Source organism: Caldanaerobius fijiensis DSM 17918 (assembly GCF_900129075.1).
Taxonomy (GTDB): domain Bacteria; phylum Bacillota; class Thermoanaerobacteria; order Thermoanaerobacterales; family Caldanaerobiaceae; genus Caldanaerobius; species Caldanaerobius fijiensis.
Genome location: NZ_FQVH01000021.1, coordinates 24,783 through 47,560, shown reverse-complemented (window position 1 = coordinate 47,560; position 22,778 = coordinate 24,783). Strand labels below are relative to the sequence as shown.

Below are 22,778 nucleotides of genomic sequence, written 5' to 3'. Positions count from 1 at the left end.
AGGGGAAACCCGAAAAAATTTTTTTAAGAACCTTTGAATCCCTACGGTCTTCAAAGGTTCTTAAAAAAGCTCAGGGGATCCCTGATTAAATATTTTAACCAATTTAATTCATTTTAATGCATAAAATGTAGAAAAAAGGTTATACTAAGAAATGGGTTAAATAAAATGTTAATTGATTCTTATCAAGAAAGAGCATGAAATTAATCTAAATACACAAAATATTTTTCACTCCCTTATGTTTATTGGCCTTCTTCAATTGCATGTAAACATCCTGGGTCTTAAGGCACATCTTTTCAGCACTGAATTTATTGCAATACAATTCAAATCCTTTTTCACCACATCTTCTGGCATATTGAGGGTCATCCAGAAACCTTAAAATAGCGCGTTTCAACCCTTCTGCATCACCGGGTTTTACCAGTAGACCATTTACGCCATCTGTCACTTCCTCTGGTATACCCCCTACATCTGTGGCTACAATAGGCTTGCCCGCTCTCATGGCTTCAATGATAGATACAGGCATACCCTCTGAAAAAGATGGCAGAACAAACACATCCGAGCTGTCCAGCAGGGCATTTACATCATCTCTGTGGCCCAACAGTTTTATCCGATCCGCCCTATTCAGCTCTTTAATCAGACTTTCTAGATGATCTCTTTGAGGGCCGTCCCCCAGTATGAGAAATTCAACGTTGTCTCTCATATTTAAAATGTCGTCAGCGACCCTGATAAAGTATTCGACGCCCTTTTGAGGTATAAGCCTGGCTATGGAGATTACCCTCTTCACATATTTTGGCACAGATTGGCCATAAACGCCTGCTTCATATTCGCGATATGGGATACCATTATATATCGTCAGTATTTTGCTTTCATGTATTCCTACCTGATTGATCACATATGCCTTTAGTGCGTCGGCCACTGCGATATATACGCTTGTCCATCTTGAAAGTACTTTCTCCATAACCACAAAGAACTTTTTCACAACATGGTTGTCAGGCATATAGTTATGAATTGTCACCACAGTAGGCTGCAACCTATTTACAATGCATGCAAGCCTGCCCACAATAGATGCGATATATCCGTGCATATGCACCAGCTCAGGTCTCTCCTTTTTTAATATAGAGGCTATTTTCGCAGCGCTGCCAAGCAATGAAAATATATTACTATCGTTGTTAAAAACAATATCATAAACCTTTATGCCTTTGCGCTGAAACCAATTTCGGGTATCATTATCAAAATCTCCTATCAAAGAAACATCATGGCCGTTTTCCACCAACCATGAAAGCAATATTTTTACATGGGATAGCATACCTCCACGGGACGTCCTCACAATATGCACTATTTTCATTCTATACATCTTCCCTCACATAATAACTTTATAATTGCAAAGAAACCACTATGTATTTGAAAAATGGAAGTAATATCAACGTGGTTCCCACATTAAAAAGTGTATGCACCATTGCGATCTGCTCTGCAGGGTCTTCTCCACTCAATATTATTGACAGATTAACCAGCGGCTTTAACAGCAGCATAAATATAATAGTTCCGAATACATTAAAAAGCAAATGAAAATACGCCGCACCTTTTGCTTTTTTATCTCTGGTCATAATAGCTGCTACAAGGGTATCAAAACACGTGCTTATATTCTGTCCAAACACCATGGGTGCCGCGCCCATGGTGGATATTAAACCGGCTCTTGCAAAAGACTGCAACATAGCTATACCAGCTGTAGACGATTGAATCACCGCGACTAAAAGAACACCTAATAGCAACCCCTCAAGGGGCTTCCCACCAATATCCCGAAGTATCCTTACAAAATCCAGGTTTTTTTTAAGGGGTATTAGTGAGTGGCTCATATAGTTTATACCGTAAAACAATAAGCCAATACTGATGATAAATTGAGATAGCCGCCTTATCATTATATTCCGTCCTAAGATATAGCCTAAAACCCCTATAGGGATGAAGTATATGGTAAAATCAAACACATTAAATGCCAGTACGTTAGCTGTAACAGTCGTTCCGATATTAGAACCCATTATTATTGCGGCAGCCTGGCCCAAGTCGATAATTCCTGCATCAATAAAGCTTATAATCATAATTATAACACCGCTGCTGGAACCTGAAAATACTGTTATTAAAAATCCTAAAAAGATGTTTGCCAAAACATTTTCAGAAACGCGGGCAAACATCCGCTTTACCCTTCTCAAAGCCATCCTTTTTATCGCGTCATTCATGAAATACATTCCGAACAAAAATATGCCCAAACCCAAAAGAATTCTTATGAGTACTATTATATACATCATATAACGCTCCCAATATTCAATTCACTGAAAAAAATATCAGCTATTGCCGCTCTTTATACTAAAATCATATTTACAAAGGTACCTTTTGATTCCTGGATTTTGTAGAAAACTTTGCTCAAAACAACGCTAAGCGGTTTTTGTTCACATATTTTTAAACATTTTGTGATATAATGAATTTCACGGAGGATTTTTATTATGGGAAAAAGGATTTTAATACTATCAGAAAAGGTCGGAGAAGGCCATGAGCGGGCGGCTAAAGCCGTCCAAAAAGCTATATATACATTGGAATTTGCAGCTCATGTTTTGATTTTAAATCCGTGGAAGACATTTTACCCAGCTTTGACGCAGCTATCAACAGAGACGTATCTCATGACATTAAAAGTTAAGCCAGAGTTATGGGGATATATATATGACAAAGAAAGAGCACAAAAAGGTAAAAAAATAATCAAAGTAGTCGGCAAAGGAATTTATTTCCAGATGGAAAGGGTTCTAAAACATTTCAAACCCGATTTTATCCTGTGTACCCATCCTTTTACATATTATGCTATATACCACTTTAAAAAAGAATTAGTTAAAAATGGTGTAACAATCGCTTCCATCATCACAGATTATGACATCCACGGCTACTGGATAGATGACTGCGTCGATATTTATTTTGTAGCATCTGATGATATCAAACAAAAAATAGCTGATAATGGCGTTAGACCGGATAATATCTATGTAACAGGGATTCCCGTAGATCCGTCTTTTAGCAAAAGACCAGACAAATACAAAACAAGAATAAAACTAGGCCTTGATGTAGAAAGACCTGTGGTCCTGATAATGGGCGGGGGATTGGGCCTGGGCAATATAGAAAGCATAGCCCAGGAGATATCAAAGGTACGCCGGAATTATCAGGTAATAATTATCGCAGGCAGCAATGAAGAGCTAAAAAATAAGGCTATGGCTATAGCTCGCGAATCATTGACGCCAATGCATGTTACAGGATTTGTCAATAATATAAATGAATATATGGCAGCATCGGACTTAATAGTGACAAAAGCTGGCGGCCTGACTATATCTGAAGCCCTGGCTATGGAATTGCCCATAATCATCAACACCGCACTGCCCGGTCAGGAGATGTACAACCTGGATTTTCTATTAAAAAAACAGGCGGCCATCAAAGCCAATGGCGCTAAAGATATAATTGCCGCGATAGATCAACTCTTAACCAATGCAGAACTATATGAAACCATAAAAGAAAATTGCAGAAAAATATCAAAACCTAATTCAGCTATAGATGTAGCAAAAATAATACTTGATAAAATCGACCAATCAAAAAAATTTTTTAACCCTTCTAATAAATAAGTATTGAAAAAATTCCCGCAGAGGTCTATAATTATATCGCTGCAAGCCCGAAACTTTGCAGAGTTTCGGGCTTTTAAACCGTAGAAAGAAGGTGTTAATAAACTTGAACAAATTAGATCAAACCAGAACCCCGCTTTTTGATGCACTCTTAAAGTACTATGAAAATAACACCGTGCCTTTTCACGTGCCAGGCCATAAAAAAGGCGCGGGAATGTCCGATAAATTCAAGAATTTTGTTGGAACAAACGTCTTATCTATTGACGTAACCGTCTTTAAAGAAGTGGACAGCCTGCACAAACCTACAGGCGCCATAAAAGAAGCCCAGGAACTGGCTGCAGATGCTTTTGGCGCTGATGCCACATTCTTTTGCATTCACGGTACTACCGGTGCTATTCAGGCAATGATACTGAGTACTGTAAAAGAAGGGGATAAGATCATTGTTCCCAGAAATGTACACAAATCTGTCACATCGGGGATCATTTTGAGTGGTGCTATTCCCGTGTATATAAAGCCTGAAATCGATGACAGGCTGGGAATTGCCATGGGTGTAACACCGGCTGCCGTAAAGAAAGCGATACGGGAAAACCCCGATGCAAAAGCTGTTCTCATCATCAACCCCACATACTACGGCGCCGCTACCGATATAAAAAGGATCGCCGATATCGTTCACCAGAACAACATGCTGTTGCTGGTTGATGAAGCCCACGGCCCACACCTCAAATTTAATGAAAAGCTACCAATATGCGCCCTTGATGCTGGCGCTGATATAACGTCACAGAGCACCCATAAAATACTGGGAGCTATGACCCAAGGCTCTATGCTTCACGTAAAAAATACCATAGATATCAACAGGGTTAAAGCTGTTATGAGCCTTCTTCAGACTACCAGCCCTTCATATGTCATATTAGCATCACTGGATGTAGCCAGGATGCAGATGGCTACAGAAGGTAAGGCTTTGCTGGATAGAACTATTGAATTAGCACAATACGCCCGTAAGGCAATAAACCAAATACCAGGCCTGTACTGCCCTGGCGAAGAGCTTATAGGTCAAAACGGCGTATACGACTTTGACCCCACAAAGGTAACCATAAACGCCCGGGACCTGGGAATTACAGGCTATCAGCTAGAAAGGCTGCTGGCAGAAAAATACCACATTCAGCTGGAGCTCGCCGATATGTACAACGGCCTGGCGGTATTTTCTATAGGTGACACTCGGGAATCGGTAGACGCGCTTTTACAGGCACTCAAAGAAATAAGTGCTTCCTATTATACCAAAACCGTAAAAAGATTTACATCCCGTGAAATACCCGATATTCCTGAACAGCTACTAAATCCAAGGGAGGCTTTTATCAGTGATACAGCGTCGCTGTTGTTAAAGGACAGCGTAGGCCAGATAAGCAGCGAGTTTATCCTCTCTTATCCACCAGGTATACCTGTCCTATGTCCCGGCGAGATAATAACGCAGGATATCGTTGACTACGTAGATGAAATGAAAAGAGCAGGGCTATTTGTGCAGGGGACAGAAGACCCTGAGGTCAATTACATCAAGGTCGTAAGGGATATAAAAGCAATCAATATAACCGCGTGACAAATGAAAACCCCCTTCAATCCACTTCATAACATGGTTGAAGGGGGTTCATTTATAAATATCCTCCATCCACCGTCAATATCTGCCCTGTTATATAACGAGCTTGGTCAGAAGCAAGGTAAACGGCTAAATTAGCTACGTCATCGGGGTTACCCAGCCTCTTTGCAGGTATATTAAGGCAAATCTCTTTCAGTTCATCATCGCTAAAATCATTTAACATATCCGTCTTTATAATACCCGGAGCGATAGCATTCACCCTTATGCCGCTGGGACCAAGCTCCTTGGCCAATGCTTTCGTCATGGCTATTATAGCTCCTTTGGCAGCAGAATAAGCAACTTCCATCGCCGCGCCAGAAATACCCCATATGGAAGAAATGTTTATGATGCACCCAGCTTTCTCTGATACCATATACGGCAAGACCTCTTTTAATACATTGTATGTCCCTGTCACATGGGTATCTATGACTTCTCTCCATTGGTCGTCTGTCATGTCAGTAAAAAGGGCATAGCAGGCAACACCTGCATTGTTTACAACTATATCAATTTTCCCCAGGTTGACCCTGGCTACTTTGACCATTTCTCTGACCATCTTTCTATCCCTGACATCCGCTCCAAAAGCTATAGCATAGCCGCCTTTATTTCTTATCTCGTGGACAAGGTCTATAGCTTCATCCCTTGATTTATTATAATTGACCAGAACCCTTGCCCCTTCCATGGCCATTTTATAGGCCATAGCTCTTCCTATCCCTCTGGAAGCACCTGTAACTATGGCTGTTTTCCCTTTAAGTCTCATTTCACAAATTTTAATATCGACCGTATTACTTTATTGACCTCGTCAACGTTAACGCCCTGCTTTTCCATATTTATAAGGCATTCATTGGCGTGATTTTCTAGAATTGAATAACCTACTTTTTCTATGGACGACTTTATAGCGGCTATTTGTAGCAGGATTTCATCGCAGGTCTTGCCTTCCTCTACCATCTTTTCAATACCATCAATATGCCCTTTTATAGTTCTTAGCCGAAATATAATATCTTTTTTCATATCATGAGCCATTTATATATCTCTCCTTATACCATTTAGTATTTCTATAAAGCCAGGAAATGAAATATCAACGCATTCAAAGTCTTCAATGGTGGTCTCTCCTTTTGCAACAAGAGCCGCTATTGCCATGGACATGGCTACTCGATGGTCTTTAAAGCTCTTTACCGTCGAAGCATTAAAACCATTCTGAGGCCTGCCATATATAACCATGCCGTCATGGGTTTCTCGAACATCAGCACCCAATGCTCTGAGGCCCCGGGATATCGTATAAATCCTGTCGCTCTCTTTAACTCTTAGTTCTGATGCATCTTTTATCACAGTAATTCCTTCGGCCATAGCAGCAGCAACGCAGAAAATAGGTATTTCATCTATCATTCTGGGTATTATATCGCCGGATATGGTAATGCCATGTAAGCAGCTGGTCCTCACCCGTATATCAGCTACGGGTTCGCTGCTCACTATCCTCTTATTTATTATCTCTATATCAGCGCCCATATTCAAAAGGGCATCAATTATACCTGTCCTGGTGGGATTTACCCCTACACCCTTTATCAGGATCTCTGAATCAGGTACTATAAGACCCGCTACTATAAAATAGGCTGCCGATGATATATCTCCTGCAACATCCACGATTTGCGGTTGGAGACGGTTTACAGGGCGTGAAACGATGATGTTTCCCGATATGGTCACATCTCCTCCAAAATATGACAGCATTATCTCGGTGTGATCTCTGGATTTTACCGGCTCATAAATGACCGTCTCTCCTTCGGCGTACAAAGACGCCATGAGAATAGAGGATTTCACCTGTGCGCTGGCTATGGGCATTTGATAATTGATACCCTTTAGTACAGAACCTTTTACTGTTATAGGAGGAAAACCACCGTCTCTGCCATCAATCACCGCTCCCATCTGCCTCAAAGGCTTTATAACCCTATCCATAGGCCTTTTCCTTATAGAATCATCCCCGTCCAGCACGCAGTCAAAGGTTTGTCCCGAGAGGATGCCCATCATTATCCTTATGGTGGTACCAGAATTGCCTACATAAAGAATGTCTTCAGGCTTTCTAAGCCCTTTGAGGCCTTTTCCGTGTACCACGATCCTCTCATCAAATTCCTCTATATCTATTCCCAGCTTTCTAAAACAAGATATGGTAGACAAGCAATCCTGACCTCTTAAAAAATTGTACACCACCGTATCTCCATCAGCAAGAGCCCCTAGCATAATTGCCCTATGTGAAATAGATTTGTCGCCAGGAACTACCACACTCCCGTATAATCCTTTGCAATCACCCTTTATCTGCATGATATAACCCTCTCACGATAATTTTTTGCGTTTAAAAAAAACTCGGCTAAATCCTCTTCCTTCTCTTCTTCTAACATGGCTCTAAAGTGTTCCAATGTATCTTCAAACATCTTTATAGCCCTGGCAATTTCTTTTTTATTGCGAAGGCATACGTCCTTCCACATTTCCGGAGATGAAGAAGATATCCTGGTCAGGTCTCTAAAGCTTCCCGCTGCTATCTCCTTTAATATCCCTTTTTTGTCGTTGTCCATCGTAAGATTTAATAAAGCTGCAGATATGACATGGGGCATATGGCTTATTACAGCCACTGCCACATCGTGATAATCAGGATCTATCAACAACGGCCTCGCCCCTATTGCAGAAACAAGGGATATGAGCATTTCAACCTTTTCATCCGGTGCACCGTCAGGCAACAAAAGATATGTGCAACCCTTTAGCAAGTCCTTGCTGCTATTGTTATAGCCTCCTTTTTCTAATCCTGCCATAGGATGACCGGATATAAAGTATACATCATCGGGTATCTCGCTGCTTACCCGCCTCAACTCTTCTCCTTTTACACTGCACACATCTGTTATGACCGTACCGGGCCTTACCCTCTCCGCTACAGCTTTAACCGTGTTATAAACCGCATTCACAGGGGTACACACAAATACCACATCAGCAGCAATAGTCTGGCCGGAATCCCCCAGCGATAGCCTGTACTCGTCAATTGCACCCTCTGCCAGGGCTTCTTTCAGGCTCTCTACATTTATATCCAAAGCCCATACATGGTGATCTGTATGGGCTTTTATAGCTTTTGCCAGCGAGCCTCCTATGAGGCCCAAACCTATTATTCCTATATTCATAGGCTGATCCTTCTTCCCAGGACCTCAGCGATTTTTGATATGCTCTTGACCAGATCGTCAAACTCATCGGGTTTTAAAGACTGAGGGCCGTCGGACAAAGCCGATTTAGGATCAGGGTGAACCTCGATTATAAGACCATCAGCACCTGCCGCAATGGCCGCCATTGCCATGGGTTTTATAAGATCCCGCCTGCCTGTGCCATGGCTGGGGTCCACAATGATAGGTAAATGGCTCTTGGACTTTATAACCGGCACAGCACTTAAATCCAGCGTGTTCCTGGTATACGTCTCAAAGGTCCTTATACCCCTTTCGCATAGCACAACATTAGGGTTCCCTTCCGCCATGATATACTCGGCAGCATTTAGCCACTCCTCTATAGTAGATGCAAGCCCTCTTTTCAAGAGAACCGGTTTTCCGCTCTTGCCGACCTCACGGAGTAGTTGAAAGTTCTGCATGTTGCGAGCACCAATCTGGAGCATATCTACTTTTTCAGCCACTCGCTCCACGTCCTGCGTATTGACAACCTCTGTAACTATTTTAAGGCCTAATTCTTCTCTGGCCTCAACCATGTACTCAAGGCCTTCCCATTGCAAACCTTGAAAGGAATATGGAGATGTCCTGGGCTTAAATACGCCTCCCCGCAACATCCTGGCACCAGCATCTTTAACCGCCCTTGCAGTAATCATGAGCTGCTCCCTGCTCTCTACAGCACAGGGACCGGCAATCAGCACTATATCATCTCCTCCGATTTTAACGCCGTCCACATCCACAACAGTAGGCTGTGGCTTAAAGCTCCTGTTCACCAGCTTATAGGGCTCAACGATCGGAACGGCCTTTTCTACTCCTGGCAGCAGCTCAACAGGATACCCTTCAAGGACTTTCTTGTCTCCTATAATGCCTACTATAGTCCTCTCGGTGCCTTTGGATATGTGGTAGTTCAAACCCTTCCTGGCCAAAAACTCACATACATTTTCCAGATCTTTTTCTGAGTAATCTGGCTTCATCAAAATAATCATAAAACATTCCTCCTCTACCATCCTACAATAGAACAAAACTAAATTAATATAACCAACCGTACTACCATGCTACGAAAACACCGTCTTATCACGATATCTCGTCACATGATAAATAAATTATATCACAACATCCGCGGCTTTGCCAGGAAATTTTATAGCATCATAAGGCTCTACTCCTCTATAGCTGCCTTCTGGCTGTTTATAGCATAAATCGCTTTTACATCAAATTTAGGCTTTCTGTCGTATGTGTATAAACCATTTACTTCCTGTTCTATATCATAGAGCTGAGTATAGCAGAAACCACAGATGGCAGGATTGCTCAGCAAGGCCTCTGTCAACCCTTTGTACCTTTCCATAAACTCCTGCTCACTGGCAGGCCTCTGCCCATAACCCCAACCCTTATCATTTCCCGGGCTCCACCATATACCGCCGTATTCGCTTACAAAATACGGCTGGCCTTGATACTTTTGTCTATCAGGGAATGTAACATAGACTTCCCCTCCATTTTTCATGGGTTCAAACTTTGCCCTAAACACCTCTGGATTCTGCTCATAGTCGTGTATGTCAAAAACATCCGTTGCCACATGGAAGTTGCCACTGGTATCTATAACAGGCCTGGTCTTATCAATGGCTTTTGTCACATTGTACACGATTCGCAGCACTTCATCATCCTGCCTGGTCCCGTTCAGGTCCCATGTTTCATTAAACGGACACCAACCGATAATCGACGGATGGTTAAAGTCCCTTTCCACCGCTTCAAGCCACTCAGGCAAAAACCTCTCTAAGCCCATGGGTGTCGTTATATTTAGCCCCCAGCTGCCGTATTCGCCCCAGACCAGGTAGCCCAGCTTATCAGCCCAATACAAAAATCTCGGTTCAAAGACCTTCTGATGCAATCTCGCTCCATTGAAACCAAGTTCCATGGATATCTCTATATCTCTCTTTAAATCCTCATCGCTGGGCGCCGTATATATACCATCGGGATAAAAACCCTGATCTAAAACCAGTCTCTGAAAAACAGGTTTACCATTTATTAAAATCGCATTTTTGCCTAAAATAACGCTTCTAAGCCCAAAATAGCTTTTTACGGAGTCAACCGGCTCCTCATCTTTGCAAAGCACCAGCTCCAGATCATAGAGTTCGGGACTACCCGGCTCCCACAGATGTATCTCCGACAGCTTTATGCAAAATCTGGCCGTTTTTCCTCCTATAGATACCTTTTCATAGCCTACTTTCTTGCCATCGTAAAGAGCTGTACCTTCTATGGTATACCCATCTGTATCGCCTTCAAAATACGTTTCTATGTATACGCATTCATTCTCTGGATCGGGTATAATCTTAAACGAGGATATATACTCCTGAGGCACACACTCAAGCCATACCGTCTGCCAGATACCCGTCGTCCTGGTATAATCACAGCCATGAGAGTAATACTCGCTGCTCTGCTTACCTTTAGGCTGAAGCCCCGAGCGCACATCGTCTTCCGCACAAACCACTACCACATTGGTGCCTGGTTTTATAAGACCTGTTATATCAAAGGAAAAAGACGTATACCCACCACGGTGTTTTCCTGCAGAGACGCCATTAATCCATACTTCCGTTTCATAGTCTACAGCTCCAAAATGAATAAGTACCCTTTTACCCATCCATTCATCAGGTATATCAAATTCTCTCTTATACCATACCGCTGCCATAAAATCCTTGTACTCTATCCCTGATAGCTTGCTCTCAGGGCAAAAAGGTACCAGTATCTTGCTCTCCAATTTTCTCTCGTATATTTTTCTAGCTCTGCCGCTTTTTCCATGATCGATCTCAAACTCCCAGATACCGTTTAAATTAATCCATGAATCCCTCACCATCTGCGGCCTGGGGTATTCAGGTCTCGGTATAACATTTTCTTTACTGCCCTGAATCGACATCATAATCCCCCTCTGCTTTCATTTTGTTAACGTATTTCTTAAAATTTCTCTCTTATTTTACTCTATTATTTAAAACGCTGTCAATGTATTTTGTATATACCCTAAGACCACCGCATATAAAAATAAAAGGCCTTCACCTTTTACATGGATAAAAGATGAAGACCTTTTATTTTATAGAATTTTAAAAACATACTATCTCTTACTATTTCTTGGCGAGGTATTTACGGATATCAAAAGCTATTGCCGCAATGATGACAATTCCCTTTACGATCTGCTGCCAATATGCGGACAATCCTAATATAACCAGGCCATTATTGAGCACTTCAAAGATGAGAACACCTGTAATGATGCCAGAGACTTTTCCAATACCGCCCGAAGTAGATACCCCTCCTATGGTAGCAGCAGCTATGGCATCAAGCTCATACATAAGACCATAGTTGTTTGTAGCTCCCCCGGTTCTGGCCGCCAGTAGCGCTCCAGCCAAACCGTAAAGAGCACCTGCGATTCCATAAACCATTATCAAGGTGCGTTTTACGTCAACACCAGATACCTCAGCGGCATTGGGATTCCCGCCTATGGCGTATATATATTTACCCAGACGGGTTTTATTTAACATAAACCACACCAATAACGCTACTATAGCAGCGATCAGTACTATATTGGGAATAAAAAATATAGAACCTGAAGCGAGATTTGTAAAATCATCCCTCAGACCACCTATAGGCTGAGCATTGGTGTATATGCTAACAGCACCGTAAACTATTACCGTCATACCAAGGGTGGCAATAAAAGGCGGTATTCTCAGATAAGCGGTGATTGAACCATTAATTATGCCTATAATCAAACCTAAAAGTATAACCAGAAGAATTGGCACAAAAACAGGAAGATGAGGCAATGCTTTAAACATCTTGTAAGCATAGTCTGGTCTTTGAAGAAGACTTGCCGCAACACAAGCGGTAAGCCCCACCACACGTCCCGCAGACAGATCAACTCCTCGTGTAATCAAAATGCCGCCTTCGCCTAAAGCGATGATAACGCGCACAGACGCTATTATAAGAACATTTCTCAGGTTTGCCAGCGAAAGAAAATTATTATCCAATAAACCTATTCCCAAAGTTAAACCCAACAACACAAGATAAATCGCATTTTTGTTCATAAATTCACGCAAACTAAAGCTTTTTTCTTTTTTTAATACGGCATCTGTCATTTTTATTAAACCCTCCTCATCTATGCAACAAATTGCGTAGCATACTTCATTATTAATTCCTGAGTAGCCTCTCTACCATCCACTATACCGCTTACCCGGCCTGCACACATTACCATTATCCTATCCGACATGCCCAAAAGTTCAGGCATTTCCGAAGAGATCATTATTATGCTTTTACCCTGCTTAGCCAGATCAGCGATAATCTTGTATATTTCATATTTTGCACCCACATCAATTCCCCTGGTAGGCTCATCGAAGATCAGGATGTCAGGGTTATTCAACAACCATCTGGCAAATATCACCTTCTGCTGATTTCCACCTGACAGGAACTGGATGGCGGTTTTCAGTGATGGAGTTTTTACCTGAAGTCTATCTATAAAAGACCTTATGTCATTAATAGCACGCCTTTGATTTAAGACAAACTTATAATCTATATAATTATCAATGCTGGAAATTAAAGCATTATCCTCTACCGATAAAACCGGAAATATACCTGTATTTCTTCTATCTTCAGTGAGCAGGGCTATACCATGGCGCTTTGCATCAATGGGATTTCGAATTTTAACCTCTTTTCCCGATATAAATATCTTTCCGCTGGATATACTGCGCAACCCAAATATGGCCTCTACCAGCTCAGTGCGCTGGGCTCCTACAAGCCCTCCTATACCCAGGATTTCCCCTCGCCTGAGTTCAAAGGTTACATTCTTAAATGATTTGGGATCGGCAGCTGTAAAATCTTCTACCCTCATTATGACATCGCCAGGAGTATTTTGCCGAATAGGAAACCGGTTAGTCAGATCGCGGCCCACCATCTTCGATATAATCATATCGATAGAAAGCTGACTTGCAGGCCATGTACCCACGTATTGACCGTCTCTCATGATAGTGACTTCATCTGATATTTCCAAAATTTCCTCCATTTTGTGAGAAATATATATAATAGCAATACCCTGTTTTCTCAGGTTATTTATGATTTCAAATAAATGCTTTACTTCATTTTCGGTTAACGAGGATGTGGGCTCATCCATAACGATCACTTTTGCTTTGCAGGAAATAGCCTTTGCTATTTCTATCATCTGTATCTGAGAGACAGAAAGCTTGGCCACCAGTGTATCCGGCTTTATATCTATTTTAAGTTCTTCCATCAAAGCCTTAGTGTCGTTGTACATCTTTTTGTGATCCACCACTTTAACGCCCATAATTTGCCTGACCGGAAATCTCCCCAGCCATATATTCTCCATAACACTTCTATATGGAACAGGATTGAGTTCTTGATGAATCATAGATATACCATGGTCCAACGCTTCCCGGGGATTTCGAAATTGAACCTTCTTGCCTTCTAGAATCACCTCACCGGCATCAGGCACATATATCCCAAAGAGGCATTTCATCAATGTAGACTTACCGGCTCCATTCTCGCCCATAAGGGCATGAACTGTACCTGGTCTGATTTTCAACGTCACATTGTCCAGAGCTTTTACTCCTGGAAAACTCTTAGAAATATTGCGCATCTCTAAAACATATTCTTGTGCCATACACTACACCTCGTTTAATAACATCGTTTTTCGCCTTTTAATCAGAGATTCAGGGAGCAACAAAACTCCCTGAATCTTTATTTAGCAAATTCACTTAAATTGTCCTTTGTGACAGGTCTATATGGAACCCATACGTATTTTCCATCGCTCAAATTCTTTACAGCTTTAGATGGATCTTCTCCTTTTGCCAATGCATAAGCCACATCCACAATGGCCTGAGCCTGACCCTTTGCATCGTTTAAAACAGTACCCAGCAGCTGTCCTGCCTTTATAGCATCAAGAGCAGGTGCAGTGGCATCTACGCCTACAACCGGCATGTATTTACCGCCCTGGAAATATCCTGCAGCCTTCAATGCTTCAATAGCTCCCAATGCCATATCGTCATTGTTTGCAAGTACGGCCTCAATTTTATCTCCAAAAGCCGATAACCATGCCGCCATTTTCTCCTGTCCCTGTGCGCGCTGCCAGTTAGCGGTATCGCTGGCCAGTTTAACCGTTTTTATTCCAGCATCTTCAAGGGCCTGTATAGAATATTTGGTACGTAAAATAGCGTCTTGATGTCCTGGTTCTCCTTCCAGCATCACATATTCCAGTTTGCCGTCTTTGTTTTTATCGGCCTCGGGATGCTTTTTCCAATAATCAGCCAGAATCTGTCCCTGAAGTTTACCGGATTCTTCTGCCTTGGCTCCTACGTAATACACTTTATCCCACTTGCTCATATCCTCTTTTAAAGGCTCCCTGTTAAAGAAAACTACCGGTATTCCTGCTTGCTTTGCTTTCTGAATAATCACAGAAGCAGAAGTACGATCCACCATGTTTACAGCCAATACATTGTAGCCTTGAGTGATAAATGTATCAATCTGATCATTCTGCGTTGCCTGCTGACCCTGACCATCTACGGCGTTTATTGTGATCCTATCGCCTGTAGCTTTGCTTTTTTCCTGAGCTGTCTTTTCAATGTTATCCCGTACATTAGAAATAAAAGTGTCATCAGCTTTGTAAAGTGCAACTCCTATCTTGATCTCTTTGCCGCTGGATGTCTTAGTACTGCCAGAACTGGCCCCGCTCCCCTGGTTGTTCTGTCCTCCGCTGCAGCCCACCAATATCCCTGAAATCAATGCTGTAGCAGCCATTAAGGAGATAGCTTTCATCATCCTTTTCTTTAACATTTATCCATGACCTCCTCTTTATTTTTCATATTTTTATTCTCCCTATGTCAATGATAATGTTATCATCTGTTTAAGTATAAATTAATATAAAATCCTACGATTTTTCATAGAAATTCTACTTTTTATATGTTTTTATACTGCTAATTTCACTGCGTAAAGCCCTTAAATCTGCGCACAAAAAAAAGGCTTTAAAAGCCTTTTACATGTAGATATACTCCTATGTGCCTTAATCTTTCACCACAGGAAGCCATATGCTCACAGTGGTTCCTACCTCCTCTTCACTCTCTATATGCAAGCCATATTCCTTCCCAAAAAACAGCTGTATCCTCTCATGGACATTTTTTATCCCTATACCAGAACCCTTCCTGCCTTCGGTCTGATACTCCAGGATGTGTTCCAGAACCTCAGGTTTTATGCCAACACCATTATCCTGGACTTGGTAAAGCAACTTATCGTCCACAATCCTCGCAGTAACCTTTATAAAGCCCTCATCTACCATATTTTCAATGCCGTGATATATGGAATTTTCAATTATGGGCTGCAAAATCAGCTTTAACGTCTTACATTCAAGAGCCTCCTCCTGCGCTTCAATTTCAAATTTGAACTTATCTTTATACCTTATTTTCTGAATCGTCAAATAACTCCTGGCATGTTCTAGCTCTTCTCTTACGGTAATTATATTCTTGCCCCTGCTTATGCTTATCCTAAAAAACCTGGCCAGCGCCGTCACCATATCGATGATTTCCTGCACTTTTCCGTTTTCAGCCATCCAGACAATGGAATCCAGCGTATTGTACAAAAAATGAGGGTTTATTTGCGCCTGTAATGCATTTAATTCACTCTTTCTCTTTTGCTCTTCTTCAAGCACTATCTGATTCATAAGGTGTTTAATCCGCGAAACCATCAAATTAAAAGCCTTTGCCAGTTGTGCTATCTCATTTTCGCCTTTAATGTCAAAATGCACATCGAAATTTTCAGCCTGTACCATCTTCATAGACTCTTCCAGGCGCTTCATTGGCCGGAAGATTTTTCTAAAGATTAAAGTAGATCCAAAAATCACAAAAAAGAACCCTAAAACCACCGACAGCACAATAAACCTGCTTACTTCTTTCTTCGTGGCTATCAATTCTTCCATATACGATATACCTACTATTTTCCACCTGGTGTACGCCACCGTCCTAACTGTCACCAGCCGCTTTTCTCCGTTTATGTTATCAAGATAACTGCCATCAGGGCGGTTGGCAAAAGCCATGTTGTTTTTCTTATTCAGGTCAAGATGTCCCGTTTGCTGAGGAGGACGATATATCATATTGCCATTAGAATCTATTATATAGATATAACTCCTTTTCCCGAGGTTTACCATCTGACACAGGCGATCTATTGTGCGAAAGTTCATGTCCAGCAACAAAACCCCATTCAGCCTCTGCCCTTTTTGTTCAAAAGTAACACCCCTGCTCAATGATATCACCCAGCTATGTTGCTCTTCAAAAAGGTTTTGAACATGGGGCGAAGAAAAATAGTAATTTCCAAAGTTCCTCAAGGCCAGATTAAACCAGCTTTCTTTTCTGACATCAGCTCCTCTTTTTAATTTTGAAAAAGGTGTCGCCAGCAAAAGTTCTCCTTTATCTGAAAAAACAGCCAGCGTTGCTATATCATTTTTCGAGTTTAATATCACATTCATCTGGTCCAGTACCTTGCTATTAGGAAAATCCTCCCCTACACTCAACTGGTTGCTTATGGTATTGGATATATATATCATGTCTTTAAGATAATACTCAAGATTTAAATTAACTTCTTCCAGCACCTGCCGGAAATTGAGAGCTGCATCCTGTTCCGCCACCTGTAAAAATTTATCATAGAGAACGAATCCTATAAAAAGCATGGCCAAAAGTACGACCATAGCAAAAGAAACCGTGATTATAAATTGTATACTTCTTACTCTTACACCTTTAAATAACCTTTTGAAAAAGCCACTGAAATAATCAAAAAATGCTGTTTGTCTCAATTTTTCAACCCCTATAAGCAATCTATCGCTTTATAGAATTTCTATACTCCGTAGGAGATATGCCTACATATTTTTTAAAGCTATAACTAAAATAATTAGGTTCCGTATAACCTACCTTTTCAGCGACCTCAAATACCTTCATGTTTGTCGTCCTTAAAAGCTCCTTTGCCGCTTCCATTCTGATCTTCAGCAAATAATTCATATAAGTTGTTTTCGTCTCTTTCTTAAATATAAAGCTAAAATAGGTAGGACTTATATGGAGCAACCTGCAAACCCTGTCTATGGTTATGTCGCTTTCGCCGTAATGGCTTCTAGCGTATTCCTTCGCCTTTTCCACAATGAGTTTATATGTGTCCTGCCTATCATTTAAAATGCTATTCATTATCTTAATACATATACCTTTGAGCCATCCCTTAACTGCCTGAATATTATTGAACTTATATACTTCAGTAAAGATGTCCAGATTGGCACCAAATATCTCCTCTGTATTAATGTTAAGCCCCTTTGTAGTCTTCAATATAGTGGTAAGAATTTCTATCAAATACACTTTATAGTCATTAATGGAAACCTTTGCCCAATCCACGCCTTCAAACAACCTATCCACTACTTCTTCGATATCCTCAGGAGTACCTACTTTTATACAGCTTGTGAGCATACGCTCCTTTTCTTCATCAAATATAATCTTCTCTTCTCGCTGAGGCTCTATATCTTCTATCCATATAACTCTGTTATTACCAAGTATCAATCTGTAATCCAGCGCAGAGACCGCCTGTTTATAAGAATTGCTTATATCCCCTATATCTCCACATACCACGCCCACTCCAACAGTAACTGTAAATTTAAGGAATTTTTCAATGTTGCTGCGTATCTCTTCCAGCGTGGAAATTGTCTTTTTTATGACTGTATACTCATCGCTCTCATCGCTAACCGTTATGATCACAACCTGCTCATTGTTTAAAAATGCTATTCCCAGCTGGTATTTCTCCACTATTTCCTCGCATATATTCAAAACTGCAAAGCTTAATAACTCACTATCCTGTGGCAAAATAAATCCCATATCAGGGGGTAATTCATCGCTGTTGTCAACACTTACGATGGACACCACAAATCTCTTTCCATCCAAGTTTATGCCATAAGCTCGCGCCTTTTCCGCGATCTCCCCTTTGTTCAACCTACCCATAACCAGTGACGCCAGAAATTTTTCTCTCAATATAGGTAAGCTCTTCCTGTAGTGTTCCCTAAGAACCTGGATATCCTGACGCTGAGCGATTTCCTCATCGATCTGCGACTTTACTTTTACAAGTACATCAATCAACTCACGGGATGAAATGGGTTTTAAAACATAATCTACCACATTTAATTTTATCGCTTTTTGCGCATACTCAAACTCATCGTATCCTGTCAATATTATTACCTTGATAGTAGGATATTTTTCCCGTAAATTTTCGGCTAATTTTATACCGTCCATAAACGGCATTTTTATATCAGTAATGACCACATCAGGCTCCATTTTTTCTGCTACGTCTAAAGCATCCCATCCATTTTCCGCTTCCGCCACCATGTCAAAGCCGTATTTTTCCCATTCGATCTTCTTTATAATACCTTTTCTTACCTCTTCCTCATCGTCTACCAGCAATAATTTATACATAATCAAAACCCCTTTACTTTTTTCGACAAAAACACCCATCTGTTCTCCATTCTATAACACAGCCTTTTTAATTGTCAAGCAACACAAAAGCAAAATAAAGCATCCCTCCATCGCTAGAGAGATGCTTTATTTTAGTCTACGTATTGCAATATTTTATTTAACAGATGCTGCTTCGGTGTAACTCCTATGACCTTATCGACCATCTTGCCGTCTTTGAAAATGCCCAATGTCGGTATGCTCATTATCCTGTATGTCGACGCGATCAGGGGATTTTCATCTACGTTTAACTTTACAACCTTTATCTCAGGATGTTCCTCAGCTATCTGGTCCACAACAGGTGCCATCATCCTGCAAGGCATGCACCACTCTGCCCAAAAATCTACCAGTACCGGTTTATCAGCATTCAACACCTCTTGTGCGAAATTACCATCTCTGGCTTCAATAACCGCCATAATTAATACCTCCTCATTCCGAATACCCTCCCTCAGTGGGGGGTCTAGATATAATATAATATATTTTTACTTTTATGTCAAGAAAATTTTTCTTTTATATAGGTCACAATACTATTTTCTGCCATAACTCCTCCCTTTAAAGCCTTCGACACTATTGTTCCACGGGATATTATAACTCTATACACTCGTTTCTCTTTATCCGTCCACAGATACTTATAGCTTTCGTTGCCTCTTAAAAAATCAAATATTTTAGCCCCATTTTCTATAGCCTCTTTTACCGTGAGGCCAACCAATACATTTCCCAGGCTGAATTTAGCATAATTCTGATCAAATCCGCTGAGGTAATAATAATAGCAGCGGTCTGTTTTAAATCCATATATAACCGCAGCTATTTTCTCATTGATTTTGATAGCATTTAATATCAAAAAGTCCCTTTTAAAAAGCTTTTTTGCCACCGATACGTGAAACTGCCTTATCTTTTCAGAATAAAAAGCACCTGGCATCATCTTTTTGTGCCATCTTTCCTGATGAAATTTGATAAGGTGCTTCATAAACACCTCTACGTCAACCTCAGAACGGGGCTTCACAACCTCGAATCTAAAATCCCTCTCCAGTCTCCTCATAGAGTATTCAAGATTTTTTCTAAAGCGCTTGTTTAATCCACTTTTGCACTGCTCCCAATCCGGCGCCAATTCCATATATGGACAAGATTCCTGTGGAATTACAGCAGCATCATCTTTGAAATTTTCTTTTATGTACTTTAGAAAGTATGAGTCTTCAGGTATGTGTTCAAGGTCAATTATTGCATCGCCGGGTATAGCCCCTCTGGCCAGACTCATTATCTGCTCAAATCGCCATTTTTGATCTATAATATCAATGTAATCGCTGTTATTGTACCCTATAAACCTGTATCGGAGCATTGAACCGATCAGTGGCATCAGCGATACAAGCTCATCATTTTCTTCACCCAGCAGAATAAACGGCTTGCGCCCTTTTTTAAAAAATTTTAACCATTCTACTATCCATTCATAGCTCAGAAAAGGTGTAAAGGATTCAATTTTTTGCAAACCAGCCCATTTGCTCTCGTATTTCTTTAAATCCTCAAGTCTGCGTACTACTGTAAAACCCATTTTAAATTCTCCCGGTTCTATAAAATTTAATGAATTTCCACCACACAAAAACGACGAGTATGATGATAATCGGTATTATTATATAGAGAATATGACCGTTTTTCCTCACTACGTTAAAGATGTTTATGCTCTGAGCGCTTACAACAGTCCAAAAACTCGCCCAGACAAAATCACCGCATAGCGAGTAAAAAGCATAGCTTATCACATTCATGCGCGATATACCAGAAATCCAGATGGCAGGGGTTCTGGTGATCCCTATAATCCTACTTATAAATACAACAACGCCACCATACCTGTCATACCATTTGCTCACCTTATCTATATCCTGAGCAGATACATGCAAATACCTGCCGTACTTTTCTATAAAAGGTCTTCCCCCATAATATCCAGCAGCATATGCCGCCAGATTCCCCGTTAAATTGCCAAGGGTGGCAATCAAAATCACAGCCCAAAGCGAAAAGCTGCCCTTTGCTATCAATATACCTGATGCAAAAAACAATATTTCCACAGGGCCTGGCATACCTGTACCTTCAATGGCCAGGCCCAAAAACACCGCAATATACCCGTATTGGACGACATAGTCGTATAAATGCTTGGCAAAACCGCTGTCCATTTTATACCTATCTCCTGTACACTAAACCCATACTTTCTTAAGCAATTCATTGACCTGCGATAGTAGTTCCTTCAGCTTTTGTTTGTCTTCTTCTTTTAAGGAACGAACTTTGTCTTCCAGCAAACTTATAAAGTGTTCGGCACTTTCCTTTAAGTATTGTTCCCCTTTTTCGGAAAGTTTAACATAGATTATCCTGCGGTCTTTTTTACAGGGTATCCTGTCTACAAAGCCTTCCTCCACCAGCTTATTTACCATGACCGTAAGACTGCCAAAACTTATATATGAAACGCTGCTGAGGTCTCCCATCTTGCAGGGCTGAATTTTTTTTATATTGCTGAGTATTTTATATTGAGACGGCGTTATGACAGCGTCCTTAAATAGATGTTTGAAGTGTTTTATATTGTCAAAATAAAACGCAGCCATAACCGTAGCAAGATCGCGATCCAATGTATCCATACTATCCCTCTTCATTTGAAATATAAATTTAATTTATCATATGTCTATTATATCAAACTCTTCATCAAATAAGCAATTCCAATCGTATTTTTTAGAGGTTTTTCTAGCATTTTCTGAACACTTTTTGTAAAGCTCTTTATCATTTAAAAGGGCACATGCTGCTTCTACAAACTCGGCCTGGCTATAATTTATAGCAATACCTGCACCGTTCTTCTTTAATATTCTTCCCATATCGCCTATATCTGTGGCTATTACAGGCAGACCGGCTGCCATATATTCTATTACTTTTAATGGAAAAGCATATCTAATAAGTTCCACAGGCTTTAAAACCGCTATTCCAATCCGAGCATTTTTGAAATACCGTGGCAGTTCATCGTACTTAACAGTACCGTAAAATCTCACCGAGTTTTCTAATGATAGGTCTTTTACCAGCTGAAACAGCATGTTCCCTTTGCTCCCCTTACCCAACACAGCAAGCTTTATATCAGGTAAAATTTTAATCAGTTCCCGCATTCCCCTTATAACAAACTCCACTCCAGCCCAGTCTTCCAGCGCCCCAGAATATATCAAATCCACCGCATCTACACCTATTCCATCATCTAAAGTCGATTCCGATTCCTCAGCCTTTTTTTCTTTAAAAACGCCAAGATCCACTCCATTAGGTATAAAATATACAGGAGTGTTAGTCTGATATCGCCTCAATTCTACCAGTTCTTCACTTACGCATACAACAATATCTGCCCATGTGAGACAGGTTTTCTCCATCTGCCTTACTCTCTCGTATATTATATCATAGTCAAAAAAGGCGGGAAAATAATCTACATCTTCATACACCAGTTTATTGATCTTGCGCTGGCGCTTCAATATAATAGCGATCATTCCTGCCCAGGGTCCTACGGCCATGCAAACATCATATTGCTCATTATCTATCCGTGAATAAGGAATATACATAGATCTGGGATCAAAGGTATCGAGAAAGCGCAATGATATTGTGATATATCTTACGTTCTCTTCTGTAATATCTCTTATTTCACCGCTGTTTTCAAAAGACGCCGATAAAACCGTTACCTTTATACCCTTGTTTTTTAAGTACCTGATCATATGATGGGGTCTTTGAGTAAGAGAATTGCTTAGATCAATGGTAGTGATAATAAGTACACTCATAAAAACCCTCCTTATGCCACAAAGTCTTGCCATCAACAGCC

General features: G+C 40.8%; 20 protein-coding genes. 2 read left to right on the top strand and 18 right to left on the bottom strand.

Annotated features, from left to right (window positions below; genetic code table 11):
- Positions 1-205 precede the first annotated feature (205 nt).
- On the bottom strand, positions 206-1,342 hold the full coding sequence (locus tag BUB87_RS09185) for a glycosyltransferase family 4 protein (RefSeq protein ID WP_073344468.1): 1,137 nt from the start codon (positions 1,340-1,342) through the stop codon (positions 206-208).
- Positions 1,343-1,370: 28 nt separating this feature from the next.
- Positions 1,371-2,297 carry a Na/Pi cotransporter family protein gene (locus tag BUB87_RS09180; RefSeq protein WP_073344467.1) on the bottom strand — a complete coding sequence of 309 codons (927 nt, stop codon included), beginning with the start codon at positions 2,295-2,297 and terminating at the stop codon, positions 1,371-1,373.
- Positions 2,298-2,492: 195 nt separating this feature from the next.
- Between BUB87_RS09180 and BUB87_RS09175 the strand changes: the two genes are divergently transcribed.
- Together BUB87_RS09175 and BUB87_RS09170 are read left to right on the top strand one after the other, a co-directional pair.
- Positions 2,493-3,644: an MGDG synthase family glycosyltransferase gene (locus BUB87_RS09175; RefSeq protein ID WP_073344466.1), complete on the top strand. Its 1,152-nt coding sequence runs from the start codon at positions 2,493-2,495 to the stop codon at positions 3,642-3,644.
- Between the two features lie 103 nt (positions 3,645-3,747).
- Entirely contained in the window at positions 3,748-5,232 is a 1,485-nt protein-coding gene (locus BUB87_RS09170) for an aminotransferase class I/II-fold pyridoxal phosphate-dependent enzyme (protein WP_073344465.1), read from the top strand.
- Positions 5,233-5,284: 52 nt separating this feature from the next.
- Here the strand turns inward: BUB87_RS09170 and ymfI are convergent, their stop codons facing one another.
- The 16 genes from ymfI to BUB87_RS09090 all read right to left on the bottom strand — a co-directional run bounded on the left by ymfI (position 5,285) and on the right by BUB87_RS09090 (position 22,737).
- A complete protein-coding gene (ymfI, locus tag BUB87_RS09165; protein WP_073344464.1) occupies positions 5,285-6,025 on the bottom strand; it encodes an elongation factor P 5-aminopentanone reductase in 741 nt (246 codons plus the stop codon).
- Entirely contained in the window at positions 6,022-6,288 is a 267-nt protein-coding gene (locus BUB87_RS09160) for a metal-sensitive transcriptional regulator (RefSeq protein ID WP_073344463.1), read from the bottom strand. The genes ymfI and BUB87_RS09160 overlap by 4 nt, the downstream gene beginning before the upstream one ends.
- Positions 6,289-7,578 carry a 3-phosphoshikimate 1-carboxyvinyltransferase gene (aroA, locus tag BUB87_RS09155; protein ID WP_073344462.1) on the bottom strand — a complete coding sequence of 430 codons (1,290 nt, stop codon included), beginning with the start codon at positions 7,576-7,578 and terminating at the stop codon, positions 6,289-6,291.
- Positions 7,569-8,423, bottom strand: a complete 855-nt coding sequence (locus BUB87_RS09150) for a prephenate dehydrogenase (RefSeq protein WP_073344461.1) — start codon at positions 8,421-8,423, stop codon at positions 7,569-7,571. The genes aroA and BUB87_RS09150 overlap by 10 nt, the downstream gene beginning before the upstream one ends.
- Positions 8,420-9,439 carry a 3-deoxy-7-phosphoheptulonate synthase gene (aroF, locus tag BUB87_RS09145; protein ID WP_073344460.1) on the bottom strand — a complete coding sequence of 340 codons (1,020 nt, stop codon included), beginning with the start codon at positions 9,437-9,439 and terminating at the stop codon, positions 8,420-8,422. The genes BUB87_RS09150 and aroF overlap by 4 nt, the downstream gene beginning before the upstream one ends.
- A gap of 170 nt (positions 9,440-9,609) precedes the next feature.
- Positions 9,610-11,358, bottom strand: coding sequence for a glycoside hydrolase family 2 protein (locus BUB87_RS09140; RefSeq protein ID WP_073344459.1), 1,749 nt, complete (start codon positions 11,356-11,358; stop codon positions 9,610-9,612).
- 202 nt (positions 11,359-11,560) lie between these two features.
- On the bottom strand, positions 11,561-12,565 hold the full coding sequence (gene mglC, locus BUB87_RS09135; RefSeq protein ID WP_073344458.1) for a galactose/methyl galactoside ABC transporter permease MglC: 1,005 nt from the start codon (positions 12,563-12,565) through the stop codon (positions 11,561-11,563).
- A 20-nt stretch (positions 12,566-12,585) separates the two neighbouring features.
- Complete coding sequence (locus tag BUB87_RS09130) at positions 12,586-14,100, bottom strand: sugar ABC transporter ATP-binding protein (protein WP_073344456.1); 1,515 nt, start codon at positions 14,098-14,100, stop codon at positions 12,586-12,588.
- Positions 14,101-14,177: 77 nt separating this feature from the next.
- The gene (locus BUB87_RS09125) at positions 14,178-15,269 is read right to left on the bottom strand and encodes a galactose ABC transporter substrate-binding protein (RefSeq protein WP_200792792.1); all 1,092 of its coding nucleotides are present in this window, start codon (positions 15,267-15,269) and stop codon (positions 14,178-14,180) included.
- A 226-nt stretch (positions 15,270-15,495) separates the two neighbouring features.
- Positions 15,496-17,274, bottom strand: coding sequence for a sensor histidine kinase (locus BUB87_RS09120; protein ID WP_073344454.1), 1,779 nt, complete (start codon positions 17,272-17,274; stop codon positions 15,496-15,498).
- Positions 17,275-17,296: 22 nt separating this feature from the next.
- The gene (locus tag BUB87_RS09115) at positions 17,297-18,922 is read right to left on the bottom strand and encodes a response regulator (protein WP_073344471.1); all 1,626 of its coding nucleotides are present in this window, start codon (positions 18,920-18,922) and stop codon (positions 17,297-17,299) included.
- A 131-nt stretch (positions 18,923-19,053) separates the two neighbouring features.
- Complete coding sequence (gene trxA / locus BUB87_RS09110; RefSeq protein ID WP_073344451.1) at positions 19,054-19,374, bottom strand: thioredoxin; 321 nt, start codon at positions 19,372-19,374, stop codon at positions 19,054-19,056.
- 77 nt (positions 19,375-19,451) lie between these two features.
- Positions 19,452-20,504: a GNAT family N-acetyltransferase gene (locus tag BUB87_RS09105; RefSeq protein ID WP_073344448.1), complete on the bottom strand. Its 1,053-nt coding sequence runs from the start codon at positions 20,502-20,504 to the stop codon at positions 19,452-19,454.
- A 1-nt stretch (position 20,505) separates the two neighbouring features.
- Positions 20,506-21,117: a DedA family protein gene (locus tag BUB87_RS09100; protein WP_073344446.1), complete on the bottom strand. Its 612-nt coding sequence runs from the start codon at positions 21,115-21,117 to the stop codon at positions 20,506-20,508.
- Positions 21,118-21,138: 21 nt separating this feature from the next.
- Positions 21,139-21,573 carry a MarR family winged helix-turn-helix transcriptional regulator gene (locus BUB87_RS09095; protein WP_073344444.1) on the bottom strand — a complete coding sequence of 145 codons (435 nt, stop codon included), beginning with the start codon at positions 21,571-21,573 and terminating at the stop codon, positions 21,139-21,141.
- A gap of 36 nt (positions 21,574-21,609) precedes the next feature.
- Positions 21,610-22,737, bottom strand: coding sequence for a glycosyltransferase family 4 protein (locus BUB87_RS09090; protein ID WP_073344442.1), 1,128 nt, complete (start codon positions 22,735-22,737; stop codon positions 21,610-21,612).
- Between the last annotated feature and the right edge of the window lie 41 nt (positions 22,738-22,778).